This is a genomic window from Streptomyces sp. NPDC059443, assembly GCF_042750105.1.
Lineage (GTDB): Bacteria > Actinomycetota > Actinomycetes > Streptomycetales > Streptomycetaceae > Streptomyces.
The window spans coordinates 168,715-182,050 of sequence record NZ_JBHYVM010000011.1 but is presented as its reverse complement, the minus strand read 5'-3'; the positions used below and the strand labels follow the sequence as shown (position 1 = coordinate 182,050).

The window sequence follows — 13,336 nt, the reverse complement described above, 5'->3', positions numbered from 1 at the left end:
GCCGGGGGGGGGCCCCGCCCCGGCCCCTTATGTTCTTCGCCCCCCGCGGCACCAAACCGGCGCCGCCCCCCGCGCAGGGTCGCGCCCCCCCGGGCGGGGGGGCCACGAAGACTCGCGCGTTAGCCCGGCAGGCTGCCCACCGCCACCGGCCGCGCCGGGTCTGCGGACCAGTGCGACCAGCTGCCCGCGTAGAGCGCCGCCGGGATGCCCGCCGCCGCGAGGGCGAGGACCTCGTGGGCTCCCGAGACCCCGGAGCCGCAGTACACGCCGACCTCCGTCCCGGCGGCGTTCGCGCCGAGTTCGGCGAAGCGCGTGCGCAACGCGTCCACCGGCAGGAACAGCCCGTCCGGGCCCACGTTCTCCGTGGTCGGCGCCGACACCGCTCCCGGGATGTGCCCGCCGACCGGGTCGATCGGTTCGACCTCGCCGCGATAGCGCTCCCCCGCCCGCGCGTCCAGCAGGAGCCCGGTCCGGGCCAGCGCGGCCGCCCCGTCCGCGTCCAGGAGTCCGATCGCACCCGGATTTGGCTTGAAATCGCCCTCCGTCACAGGGGTGACCTCCGCCGACAGCGGGCCACCCTCGGCGGTCCACGCGGCCAGTCCCCCGTCCAGGACCCGCACCTCGCCGTGACCCGTCCAGCGCAACAGCCACCACGCGCGCGCCGCCGCCCAGCCCTGCCCGCCGTCGTACACGACCACCGGCGTGTCCGCCGAGACCCCGGCCCGCCGCATCACCGCGCCGAACGCCTCCGGATCCGGCAACGGGTGCCGTCCGCCCTGCCCCGCCGGGCCTGCCAGTTCCGCGTCGAGGTCGACGTAGACGGCGCCCGGCAGGTGCCCCGCCTCGTACGCGGGCCGCTGGTTCGGGCCGCCGAGCTGCCAGCGGACGTCCAGGAGCACGGGCGGCCGGGGGCCGGACAGTTCGGTACGCAGAACTGCGGCCGAGAGCAGCGGGGAAGGGGAAGCATTCGTCGTCATGCGGGCCATTTTGCTCCCCGCTCCGCACCCCGCGTAACAAGCCGGACATCGACGGGCCGCACCGATCCGGTCATCTCTCCCGGGTCGCCGAAATCCGGCCGGGTCGGGGCGCGCCGAGCCCCCCGGAGTGGAAGCATCTGCTGCGGGAAGCCTCACGAGCATGACGACGGAGGAGACGGCCGAGATGACCGAGGCACTGGAAACAACGCGGCGCACGCCGGGCACGCCGTGCTGGGCGAGCCTGATGGTCCACAGCCTCGGCACCACCGAGGACTTCTACGCCGATCTGTTCGGCTGGGAGTACGAGCCCGGCCCCGAGCAGCTGGGGCCGTACGTCCGGGCCCTGCTCGACGGCCGCGAGGTGGCCGGCATCGGCGAGATGCCGCCGGACCGGCACCTCCCGGTGGCCTGGACCACGTACCTGGCCACGGACGACGCCGACGCGACGGCCGAGTCGATCCGCTCCTGCGGCGGCACGGTCGCCGTGGGCCCGCTGGATGCCGGAGCCGCGGGGCGGGTCGCGATCTGCTCCGACCCGCTGGGCGCGATCTTCGGACTCTGGCAGGACGCGGCCCACCCCGGCACCCCGCCGGCCGCAATCCCGGGCACGCCGGTGTGGCACGAGCTGATCACCCAGGACACCTCGACGGTCGGCAAGTTCTACGAGCACGTCTTCGGCCACGAGGCCCGTGCGCACGCCGACTCCTCCGAGGACTTCGACCACCTCACCCTCCTGCTCCAGGGCCGGCCGGTGGCCGCCGTGCACGGGGTCGGCCGGTCCCTGCCCCACGATCGGGGCCCGCACTGGATGACGTACTTCGAGGTGGAGGACACCGACGCGGCCGCGGCCCGGGTCCTGCGGCTCGGCGGCCGCGTGGTCCAGCCGCCCCGCGAGGGTCTCAGCGGCCGGCTGGCCACGGTCGCCGACCCGGAGGGAGCGCTCTTCACGCTGGTCCGCAGCAGGAACTGATCCGGGCCGCCGCCGGCCGCTACTGGATTCCCGGGATCTGGCGGGCCTTGAACGCCTGGCGCACGGCGTCCGCGGCGCTCTTGCCGTACATGCGCTGGGCGGTGGCGATCGTGGTCAGCGCCGCGTCCTGGAAGCTGGTGCCGGGCGCGAAGCCGAACTGCGCGTCGACGATGATGCGGTCGGCGGTTCTGGCGCCCAGTGCGCCACGGATGTCGAAGAGGGCGCGGGACCAGATCTCGCCGTCGGCGTGGACCTCGCCGGTCCGGTCCGCGTAGACCTTGTTACCGTCCACGCGGCGCAGGCAGTGCGGGGCGGAGCTGTACGCGACCGAATCCCAGTCGCCGACGCATGCCAGGTCCGTCTTCCGCGGCCACCCGTAGACGCCGTCGGCGTGGTCACCGACCTCGACGGCCAGGTAGTCGCCGAAGGCCTCGCCTATCGCGCCGGCCTCCGGGGAGGAACCGAAGCCGGGGACCTGGGCGTTGTGCACCGCGTGCCCGTATTCGTGGACGATCACCTCGCCGTCCTCGGCGTCGTCGACTCCGCCCTTGCCGAAGCGGATCTCCGTCTTCTTGTCGCTGAAGAAGGAGTTGTCGGCGCCCCACTGGTCGATGCGGACGGGCTGGGCCCGGTCGTTGGCGCCGGGCAGTTCGCTCCCGAAGCCCAAGCCCTGGAGGTACTCCTGCGCCTCGTTGACCCAGAAGTAGGCCATGACCTGCTCGAACCGGTCGTCGGCGCGGGTGAAGGTGCCCGCGTCGGCGACGTTCGCCGAAGCGCCCGTGTCCGATCTGACGTAGGCCCACTTCCCCGACAGTCCGCCACTGGCGTCCAGGTTGCGCAGGGCGGCCGTGGCGTAGGCGGAGGCCGGCACGGCGGTCGCGGAGTCCTTGGCGTCGGTGAGCGTCTGGTCGCCCGACGACTGGACGGGGTTGACCATGAAGACCCGGGCCAGGGGCGGCGATCCGGGTGCGGCCGGACCCGAGGCCGTGGCCGGCCCGGCCAGCGCGAACAGGGCCACGGTGGCGGTGGCCGCGGCGACGAGGCCGCGGGGTGTGCGGCGATCCATGTACATCCTCCGGGTTGGGATGCGGTGCGCGCAGGACGGGATGCCTGCCCGATGCGGCGTGATCCTTGCGCACCGCCACCCGTCTTGGGAAGAGCCCCGAATCGCAGCCGGAACAAGGTCGTTCACTTCTGCACTACAGACTCCCCGACGTTCGGGCAACCATCCGGAGTGGCGCATTCCCGCCAGCTCCGAACCCGGCTCACCGGCGGTGCACACGCCCGCAACACGCGCGCAACATCCATGGTTGAGCCGGAGTTGGTGCCGAATTCTCCGAATCGCGCCTGCCCGTACACCCGGTAATACCCTCTTCGCGGACCGGTTCACCCGGATTGCCCGCATTTTCTGACGCCACGTCAGGCCCCTTCGCGCTGCCCGTCGTGGCGAGAGCGCGCCAATTCCATGACAGGCCTGTCCTTCCGATCACGTCGATTGTCATGCTTCCGTCAGTTCCGTAGGCGCCGCCGGTCCATCCCCTCCGGCAGGTGTCGCTCGACCCCGCGGAACAGCACGTCAGCACCCGTTCCGCCCCCTCAGGCACCTACCCCGGTGCCCCGGAGCGAGGTGCGACCGCGCACACGCGGTTGGATCCGGAAGGAAACCTACGTGAAGCGAAAGCTCGCAGTCGGAGCCGCTCTCTCTGCCTCGGCCCTGCTAGCCGGCGCCCTCCAGGCCGGCGCCGGCCTGGCTCAGGCCGCGCCCGTTCCCGTACCGGCCCAGGAGCACGCCGCCCTGATCGCCCAGGCCGGCAGCGACGCCCCCGCCACGGCCCGCGCCCTGGGACTCGGCAGTGCGGAGCAGCTGGTCGCCAAGGACATCGTGGCCGACGCGAACGGCAATCGCCACGTGCGCTACGAGCGCACCTACAACGGCCTCCCCGTGCTCGGCGGAGACCTGATAGTCCACCAGGACTCCCGGGGCTCCGTGAAGTCGGTGGACAAGGCGGCGAAGTCGGGCATCGCTCCCGCCTCGCTCTCCCCGAAGCTCTCGGCGTCCCAGGCCTCCGCCAAGGCCACCGGCGCCGTGAAGGCCACCATCGGCGTCGCCAAGGACTCCGACGAGCCGGCCCTCACCTCGGTCGACCGGACCGGGGCCGCCCGCCTCGTCGTCTGGGCCTCGTCCGGCACCCCGCGCCTCGCGTACGAGACCCTCGTAGAGGGCATGCGCGCCGACGGCACCCCCAGCAGCCAGCGCGTGGTCACCGACGCCACCAGCGGCGAGGTCCTCTCCACCCGCGAGGGAGTCCAGACCGCCAACGCGGCCGGCACCGGCAAGGGCGTGTTCGTCGGCTCCGTGCCGCTGACCACCAACTTCACCGGTTCCACCTACCAGTTGAAGGACGCGACCCGCGGCGGCCAGTCCACCTCGGGCCTCGCCAACAAGACCACCGGGAACGGAACCCTCTACACCGACGCCGACAACGCCTGGGGCACCGGCCTCGCCTCCAACGGCCAGTCCGCGGCGGTCGACGCCCAGTACGGCGCGGCGGTCACCTGGGACTTCTACAAGAACACCTTCGGCCGCAACGGCATCCGCAACGACGGGGTCGGCGCCGCCAGCCGGGTCCACTACGGCCGCAACTACGTCAACGCGTTCTGGAGCGACTCCTGCTTCTGCATGACGTACGGCGACGGCGCGAGCAACTCCCACCCGCTGACCGAACTGGACGTCTCCGGCCACGAGATGAGCCACGGCGTCACGGCGAACACCGCCGGCCTGAACTACTCGGGCGAGTCCGGCGGCCTGAACGAGGCCACCTCCGACATCTTCGGAACGGCCGTGGAGTTCTACGCCAACCTGGCCGCCGACAAGGGCGACTACCTCATCGGTGAGCTGATCGACCTGAACGGCAACGGCACGCCGCTGCGCTACATGGACAAGCCCTCCAAGGACGGCAACTCGGCCGACTACTGGTCCTCCGGCGTCGGCAGCCTCAACGTCCACTACTCCTCGGGCGTCGCCAACCACTTCTTCTACCTGCTGTCGGAGGGCAGCGGCGCCAAGACCATCAACGGCGTCGCCTACGACAGCCCCACCTACACCGGCGCCGCCGTCACCGGCATCGGCCGCGACAAGGCCCTCCAGGTCTGGTACCGGGCACTCACCGTCTACATGACCTCCACCACCGACTACCAGGGCGCCCGCGCGGCCACCCTCAAGGCGGCCGCCGACCTCTACGGATCGACGTCCGCCGAGTACCAGGGCGTCGCCTCGGCCTGGTCCGGGGTCAACGTCAACTGACACCGACCCGGCGACACGCACCACACCGGCAGGGCCCTTCGGGGTCCTGCCGGTTCTGCGTTCCCGGACGGACGACCGGCCCGCCCGCCGCTACGCCGTGTGCACTTCCAGGGCGGTTCGCACCGCGGATTCCAGGGCTCCCTCGATCCACGCGGGCTTGACGGAGGTGTGGCATCCGGCGAAGTGCAGGTTGCCCTCGGCCTTGCGGACGTGGGGGAAGAGCTCGGTGTGCTGGCCGGGCAGCAGTACGGAGGCCTCGCCGTAGGCGTACGGGTCGCGCATCCAGGACTGGGTGCGGCCGACACCGGTGTAGAACACCTCGATGCGCTGCCCGAACACCTCCTGGACCCCGGCGAGGGCACGCGGGTAGCGCTCCTCGTCGTCCAGGGAGTCCCACTTCAGCGCGTCGTCCGACCAGCTGTAGGAGGCGAGGACGACACCGCCGGGACTGCCTTCGACGGGGTACGAGGGCTGGAACATGAAGCGGTTGGGGTTGTCGGTGGCCGAACCGCCGCCGATGACGCCGGCCGCCTCGGGCTGGTCGCGGGTGACCACGCGGCTGGCGGCGTAGTGGGCGCGCTGGCCCGCCGAGATGTGGCCCTCGGGTACCGAGGAGTGGGCGCCCAGCAGGGTTCCGTTCGCCGGGGTCTGCCCGGTCTGGTACTTCCGGTACAGCCCGGGCTGCACGGCCTCCAGCTCGCGCTTCCAGTCGGCCTCGTCGAACTCCCACCAGCGGCGGCTGAATTCGAGCAACACCTTGGTCGCGGCGTCGTAGTGCAGCTCGGTGACCGCGCGCCGCTTGCCGTACGAGAGCGCCGGGGCGACGGGGATGTGGCGCAGCCCGGAGAAGGGGACGGTGATGATGGCGGTGTCGGCGGTGAAGGTCTCGCGGCGCACGGGGCTGGCGTCGCGGCGCTCGGAGACGGTTTCGACGGTGACCCCGCCCTCGCCGTGGGTGATGCGGGTCGCGCGGCGGTCGAGCCGTACGAGGTCCTTGACGCGCGCGTAGAGCGCGTCGGCCAGGGTGGCGGTGCCGCCGGGCAGTTCGTAGAAGGCGGTGTCGGGGCTGATCAGGGAGGCGCCGATGAAGCTGTGCACGAAGGCGAGGTGCAGGCGGGAGGTGAGGTTCTCGATGGTTCCGATCAGGTCGATGGTCCGCTCGTCGAGCTTGGCCTCCTCCGTCAGGAAGCGGTACATCGACATGTGGCCGTAGCGCTGGATGACGCGGGCCCAGCCCTCGACGAGCTCCCTGTCCTTCTTGCCCTCGATCTCCTTGCGCACGGGGGCGAAGGCGTCGCGGACGATCTGCGAGGCGGGGACGGACTCGTACGCCTTCGGCACTCCGAAGGAACGGTTGAGCGTCTGCGGGGCGCGTGCGTAGTCGGCGCGGCGGGCACGGATGCCGTTGACGTAGATCCACGTCCGGTAGGCGGGGCGGCCGGCCCCGTCGACGTCGACCAGGTGGAAGCGCCGGCGCTTGAGGCCGAGGCCGTCCATCAGCCCGGTGACCAGCGGGTGGCTGTCGGGGATGCGCATCGCGCCCGCCTCGGCGTACTGCTTCGGGTCGGCGAAGGGCTGGGCGGCGTTCTCGTGGCCGCCGGTGCGGAAGGTCTTGATCCGGCCGCCCACCCGGTTGGCGTTGGCCTCGATGACGGTGACCTGGTGGCCGGCCTCGCGCAGGAGGTGGGCGGCGGCGAGGCCGGCCGGTCCGGCGCCGACGATCAGCACCTTCTTGCCGGGCCGGCGCGAGCGGGGCAGGCCGCTCTTCAGCAGGATGTCGGCGTAGCGCGGTACGAGCGGCTGGTCCTCGTCGTCCCGTACGAGGATGGCCCGGGCGATCGTCAGGCAGGTGCCCCAGTCGGCGACCACGGCGCCGGGGACGGCCTGCGAGGTCTCGGCGGAGGTGAGGGCGACCGCCAGCCCGCCGGCTCCGGCGACGGCGGCCGCACCGGCGATGACGGTACGGCGGGAGGGCCGGCGGGAGGGCGCGGGTGCGGGCTCGCCGGGGGTTCCGGGGGTTTCGGGGGCCGCGGCGGGATCGGGATCCATGATCATGACCCAACTCTTGCCGCCCGCCCGGGCCCGAACGGCCAGAATGCGCCCGCGCGGGGAAGTACCACCCGGACGTGCGTCGCGCGCCGTCCCGCGCTGACGAACTGGATTTCGTACGGATGGAGGGCGAGGACGGGAACGTACGACCGACAGGCTGAATTCGATCACCCATTAGTCATAAATGATCAAAGCAGCCTTACCCCTTCTGCCTATTTGTGTGAATAGATCACCGCACTGGTCCTCCTTGGGCGAGCCGACCTCACCGAAGGGCACCCGATGCGACGTGTCTTGAGAAGCCGCGCCGTTGGCTTCTCCGCGGTGGCGGCATGCTGCTTCCTCTCGGCGGCACCCGCCGCGGCATCGGCCCCGGCGGACCCGGACCCGGGCGCGGATCTGGCGGTGTCCGGCGTCGCGCTGCGGCCGGCGGCGACCGGCGACCGGGACAGCCGTGACCGCCGGGACAGCCGGGAGAACGCCGCCGCGGTGGGGCGGGAGACGTTCGACTACGTCGTGACGGTGACCAACCGGGGACCGTCCGCCGCCCGGCAGGTGCGCGTCACCGACCGGCTGCCGCCCTCCCTGGAATTCGCCTCGTCCCGCGACGGCTGCACGGCGAGCGGCCGCACGGTGGTGTGCGGGCCGCTGGCCACGCTGGCGGTGGGCGCGTCGCACGCCTGGGTGATCACCGTACGGCTCGCTGCGGACTACCGCGGAGACGGTGCGGACATCGTCAACGAAGCGGTCGTCGACGGGGCGACGCCGGACCCGGATCCCCGGAACAACAGCTCCTCCCTGACCGGCCTGAAGATTCCGCCCAGCGCGCGGACCGCGGATCTGTCGATCCGCAAGACGGCGGTGCTCGCGAAGGGACGGGAGCACGTCAGGCCGGGCGAGAAGTTCACGTACCTGATCACGGTGCGCAACGAGGGCCCGGCGACGGCGCGGCAGCTCCGGGTCACCGACCGGCTGCCGTCCTCTCTGGTGCTGCTCTCCTCACCCGACGACTGCGCGGTCGCGAAGGGCGGGGACCGGCTGGTGGTGTGTCCGCCGCTGGAACGCCTGGCGGCCGGTGCGGAGGCGGAGTTCCGGATCACCGTACGCGCCGTCGCCGAGGAGCGGGCGGCCCATCCCCCGGCGGACATGTGCACGCCCATCGAGAACGTCGCCCGCGTCACCTCGGCGAGCTTCGACCCCGATCTCTCGGACAACGCCAACGAGCCGGGTACGACGGGGCCGAAGGGCGACCGCCTGTGCCTGGTGTCGGAAGGGGACGGGGACCAGCACGACGACGGGCGGGAGGACGGCCGGCACGACGACCGGGAGGACGGCGGGGAGGACGGGCACCACGGCCGTCCTGACCAGCACGGTCCCGACCAGCACGACGGCCGGCACGACGGCCGGGACCACGGCCAGCACCACGACGGCCCGGAGCACCACAGCAGCCCGGAGCACCACGACGCCCGGGAGCAGCACGGCGGCCGCGGCGACCTGGCCGACTCCGGGGCCACGGTCCCGGGCTGGCTGCTGTGGACCTCGGCCGCGCTGATGGCCGGCGGAGCGGCGCTGCGGACGGCGTTCCGGGTGCGCCGCCCGTGAGGGCCGGGTGGCACAGGGCCGCCGCCGCCCTGCTGTGCGCGACCGCGCTGGCCCTGCCCGCGGCCCTCTCCGCACCCGCGACGGCGGCCACGGCGGCCCCGACCGCCTCGTCCGCCGGGTCGGGCCCGGCCAACCCGGCCGAAGGCCCCCGCGCGCTCGCCTTCCCCGTCAACGAGACCTTCGACAGCTCCACCAACCTGGGCACCACCAGCGGCAACGCGAGCTACCCGGACGGCGGCGGCTGGCTGCGGCTGACGCCCGCGAGCTCCACCCAGGCCGGCACCTGGAAGATGAAGGACTCCTTTCCCTCCAGCCTCGGCATCCTCGCCGAATTCAGCTACGCCACGTACGGGGGAACGGCCTTCGACGGCAAGCGGGGTGACGGGCTGTCGTTCTACCTGGCCGACGGCGCGGCGGCCGACGGGGTCGGCCCCTCCGGCGGGGCCCTCGGCTACGCCTGCTCGGGCGCGGCGGACACCTGCGCCGTCTCGGGCGTACCGGGCGCCTACCTCGGCATCGGGCTGGACGAGTTCGGCAACTTCTCCTCGAACGCGGTCGGTGTCGGCGGTCCCGGAGCCCAGCCCAACAAGATCGTGGTGCGCGGCGGAGGCAGCGGCAGGACGGGGTACCGCTACGCCACGGCCGTCGACGGACCGGGCAAGACCGTGGAGACCGGCAGCCGCGCCAAGGAGCGCACGGTACGCGTGTCCCTGCTGCCCAGCGGTACGAAGATGCTGTTGTCGGTGTGGTCCGACAGCGGCCCCGGCACGGCCATGACCCAGCTGATCACCGATTTCGACGTCACGGGCATCACCGGCCAGCCGAAACTGCCGGCCACCCTCAAGGTGGGGTTCTCCGGGAGCACCGGCGGCGCGACGAACGTGCACGAGATCGACGCCCTGCGGATCAACGTACCGGCCGACCTGACCATCGCCAAGACGGGCTCCCCCGCGAGCGTGCCCGCCGGCGGCGGCCCGGTGACGTACACCCTGACCGTCTCCAACAGCCAGGCCAACGAGGTCACGGGCGCCGCCGTGCGCGACACCGTGCCCGGCCTGACCAACGTGACCTGGACCTGCCGCGCCGGCACCGGCGGGACCTGCGGACGGGCCTCCGGCAGCGGGAACGTCCTGGACACGACGGCCGACTTCCAGCGGGGCGGCTCCGTCACCTACACGGTCACCGGTACGGCCCCGGCGCAGCCCGTCACCCTGGCCAACACGGCCACCGTGACCGCCCCGGCGGACCGCACGGACACCAATCCGGCGGACAACAGCTCCACCGCCGCCGCCACGGTGGTGACGGCGCGCGCCGACGTGGCCGCCGAGAAGGAGGGGCTCGGGTCCGGGCCGGTGGCCCCGGGCCAGGAGTTCGAGTACCGGATCACCGCGCGCAACCTCGGGCCCTCCCACACGACCGCCGTCCAGCTCTCCGACACCCTTCCCGGACCGCTGCGGTTCGTCTCCTCCACCGACGGGTGCACGGCCTCGGGACAGGTGCTGTCCTGCCCGGTCCGCGATCAGCTGAACGCCGGGACGAGCACCTCGTGGACCGTGCGCGTACGGCTGGACCCGGACTATCAGGGTGACGGCTCGGACCTCGGGAACGTCGCGGTGCTCCGGCACGCCGTCGCCGATCCGCAGCCCGCGAACAACACCAGCGCGGCCGCCGCTCCGCCCGGCGGAGTGGCGGCCGCCCGGGCCGACCTCTCGCTGACCAAGGCCGTGGAGACCCGCTCCCCCGTCGCGCCCGGGGAGACCTTCACGTACACGGTGACCGTGCGCAACGCGGGCCCGTCCGTGGCCCGGAAGGTCACGGTCACCGACCCGCTGCCCGCCGCGTTCGCGTTCGTCTCATCGGCCGGGGGGTGCACCGCCGTCGGCCGGGACGTCACCTGCGCCGCGGCGGCCGCGCTCGACCCGGGCGGGGTCCGCTCGTGGACCTTCACCGTGCGCCTCGACCCGGCGTACACCGGTGACGGAACGGGCCTGCGGAACACCGCGACCGCCCGCGCGGACACGGCCGATCCGAACCCGCTCGACAACAGCGGCTCCGACGGTGTGCCCGGCGGACGCGTCCGCCCGCCGAGCGCCGACATCGAGCTCGCCAAGGACGCGACCAAGGGCTGACGGGCCGGTCCAGTACCCGGTCCGCCGTCCCCCGAACCCCTGAATCCCCGTACAGCTCTCTGTACGGTCCTCTCCGCACGAAACGGAAACGATGCGCGATGACGACGACACCAGGCCGGCGGCCGGCGGTGCGGGCCCTGGCTCCGCTGCTCTGCGCCGCGGCCCTGTGGGCCGGACCGGCCCCCGCGGCCGCCGCCCTGCCCGGCGGAGGGCATACGGTCGAGGTGACGGCACAGCGTGCCAAGGCCCCCGGTGACCTGATCACCTACACCCTGACCGCGAGGAACAAGGGCCCGTCGGTGGCCCGGAAGGTCACCGCGACGGACAAGCTCCCCACCGGGATCTCCTTCGTGGGCTCCTCCGACGGCTGCACCGCCACCGGCCAGACCGTCACCTGCGGGCCCGAACCCCAGCTGGCCGCCGGGGAGACCAAGAGCTGGAGCTTCCAGGCCCGGCTGAGCCCCTCGTACCAGGGGGACGGTTCCGACCTCGGCAACAGCGCCACGGGCACCTCCGAGGCCACCGATCCCGACCCCGCCAACAACAAGCCGAATCCGGTCCTGCCTCCGGGGCCGTTCGATCCCGTCTCGGACCTGGCCACCGTCAAGACCCCGCTGGGCGCGGGGCCGACGATCCCGGGCCAGGAGTACGAGTACGAGCTGCGCACGACCAACAAGGGACCCTCCGACGCGCGCAACGTCGTGGTGACCGACACCCTCCCCGACGGGCTGACCTTCGTGTCCTCGGCCGGCCCGTGCGGCGTCTCCGGACGGACCGTCACCTGTGGTCCGCTGGCCCGCCTCGTGCCCGGCGAGGAGGTGAAGTGGACGTTCAAGGTGAAGCTGGACCCCGCCTACGCCGGCGACGGCAGCGACCTGCGCAACACCGCGACCTCCTCCTCCGCGTCCAAGGACCCGGAGCCCGCCGACAACACCTCGCGCGCCGTGCTGCCGCCGGGCGGGGTCACCGTCCCGCAGGCCGACGTGTGGACGACCAAGCGGCCGGCCACCGACACCCCGATTGCCCCCGGGCAGACCTTCGAGTACGTGGTGACCGCGACCAACGACGGCCCGTCCCGCGCCGTGAACACCACGATCACCGACAAGCTGCCCGCGCAGCTCGCCTTCGTCTCCTCCCCCGACGGCTGCTCGGTGACCGACGGTACGGTCGGCTGCGGCCCGGTGGCCGTACTGGACCCCTCGGCGTCCCGGACCTGGCGCTTCACCGTCCGCCTCGACAGCAACTACACCGGCAACGGATCCAACATCCGCAACACGGCGACCGCCACCTCGCGGACCAAGGACCCCAAGCCGGAGAACAACACGAGCAGCCCGGCGGGCCTGCCCGGCAGCACCGTCAACAAGCCGACCGCGGACCTGGCGGTGACCAAGGAGGCGGTCGGCACCAAGCCGCCGGTGCCGGGTGAGACCTTCGACTACCGGATCCGGGTCAAGAACAACGGCCCGTCGGCCGACGCCTTCAACGTCAAACTCACCGACGCCCTTCCCGAGGGCCTCTCCTACGTGACCTCCTCCCCCGCCGGGTGCACCGTCGCCGGACACCTGGTGTCGTGCAAGCGCACCGCCCCGCTCAAGGTCGGCGAGACGGTCGAGTACCTGCTCACCGTCAAGGTGGATCCCGCCTACAGCGGTGACGGCAGCGACCTGAAGAACACCGCCCAGGTGACGGCAGACAACATCGACCCGGCGAGCGAGAACGACAAGAGCACCGCGACCGTGCCCGGCGGGCACGTCACGGATCCCGCCGCGGACCTCTCCATCACCAAGAAGCCCGTCCAGACCGCCCCCGTGGCCCCGGGCGAGACCTTCGACTACGCCCTGACCGTCACCAACAACGGACCCTCCCAGGCCGAGCGGATCACGGTCTCCGACACGCTGCCGACCGCGCTGAGCTTCGTATCCGGCGATGCCACCTGCACCTCGGGGCGGACCGTCACCTGCGGCCCGCTGCCGAGCCTGGCGCCCGGGGCCTCGATGACCTGGCTGATCAAGGTGAAGCTGGACCCGGAGTACACGGGGAACGGCTCCGACATCCGCAACACCGCCACCGTCGACTCCCTGACCAACGACCCCAAGCCCGCGAACAACACGAGCGCGGCCGCCGGCCCGCCCGGCGGCACGGTCAAGGAGCCGACGGCCGACCTGGAGGTCGGCAAGACGACCCCCTGACCCCGCGACGCCCTCGGAAGGGGGGGCCGGGCCCCCCCCCCGCCCGCGCCCGCCCGGGGCGCGGGGGCGCGGGCGGGGCGGGGGGGCCGGTGAACCCCACGGGCGGCGCGGGCAATAGA

The 13,336-nt window shown here is 72.7% G+C and carries 8 protein-coding genes; 5 read left to right on the top strand and 3 right to left on the bottom strand.

Going from position 1 to position 13,336, the window contains the following annotated elements; genetic code table 11:
* Positions 1–119: 119 nt before the first annotated feature.
* A complete protein-coding gene (locus ACFXDJ_RS13920; protein WP_384660944.1) occupies positions 120–977 on the bottom strand; it encodes a sulfurtransferase in 858 nt (285 codons plus the stop codon).
* Between the two features lie 184 nt (positions 978–1,161).
* Between ACFXDJ_RS13920 and ACFXDJ_RS13915 the strand changes: the two genes are divergently transcribed.
* Positions 1,162–1,947: a VOC family protein gene (locus tag ACFXDJ_RS13915; protein ID WP_384660950.1), complete on the top strand. Its 786-nt coding sequence runs from the start codon at positions 1,162–1,164 to the stop codon at positions 1,945–1,947.
* Between the two features lie 19 nt (positions 1,948–1,966).
* On the opposite strand, the gene ACFXDJ_RS13910 is transcribed toward ACFXDJ_RS13915, so the two are convergent.
* Positions 1,967–3,013, bottom strand: a complete 1,047-nt coding sequence (locus ACFXDJ_RS13910) for a M4 family metallopeptidase (RefSeq protein ID WP_384660942.1) — start codon at positions 3,011–3,013, stop codon at positions 1,967–1,969.
* A gap of 603 nt (positions 3,014–3,616) precedes the next feature.
* Between ACFXDJ_RS13910 and ACFXDJ_RS13905 the strand changes: the two genes are divergently transcribed.
* On the top strand, positions 3,617–5,251 hold the full coding sequence (locus ACFXDJ_RS13905; RefSeq protein ID WP_384660939.1) for a M4 family metallopeptidase: 1,635 nt from the start codon (positions 3,617–3,619) through the stop codon (positions 5,249–5,251).
* A 90-nt stretch (positions 5,252–5,341) separates the two neighbouring features.
* Here the strand turns inward: ACFXDJ_RS13905 and ACFXDJ_RS13900 are convergent, their stop codons facing one another.
* A complete protein-coding gene (locus tag ACFXDJ_RS13900; protein ID WP_384660947.1) occupies positions 5,342–7,300 on the bottom strand; it encodes a flavin monoamine oxidase family protein in 1,959 nt (652 codons plus the stop codon).
* 279 nt (positions 7,301–7,579) lie between these two features.
* On the opposite strand from ACFXDJ_RS13900, the gene ACFXDJ_RS13895 reads away from it, so the two are divergent.
* The 3 genes from ACFXDJ_RS13895 to ACFXDJ_RS13885 all read left to right on the top strand — a co-directional run bounded on the left by ACFXDJ_RS13895 (position 7,580) and on the right by ACFXDJ_RS13885 (position 13,217).
* Positions 7,580–8,899, top strand: coding sequence for a hypothetical protein (locus ACFXDJ_RS13895; RefSeq protein WP_384660936.1), 1,320 nt, complete (start codon positions 7,580–7,582; stop codon positions 8,897–8,899).
* The gene (locus ACFXDJ_RS13890; protein ID WP_384849080.1) at positions 8,896–11,028 is read left to right on the top strand and encodes a hypothetical protein; all 2,133 of its coding nucleotides are present in this window, start codon (positions 8,896–8,898) and stop codon (positions 11,026–11,028) included. The genes ACFXDJ_RS13895 and ACFXDJ_RS13890 overlap by 4 nt, the downstream gene beginning before the upstream one ends.
* A gap of 98 nt (positions 11,029–11,126) precedes the next feature.
* Positions 11,127–13,217, top strand: a complete 2,091-nt coding sequence (locus ACFXDJ_RS13885) for a DUF11 domain-containing protein (protein WP_384849077.1) — start codon at positions 11,127–11,129, stop codon at positions 13,215–13,217.
* Positions 13,218–13,336 lie beyond the last annotated feature (119 nt).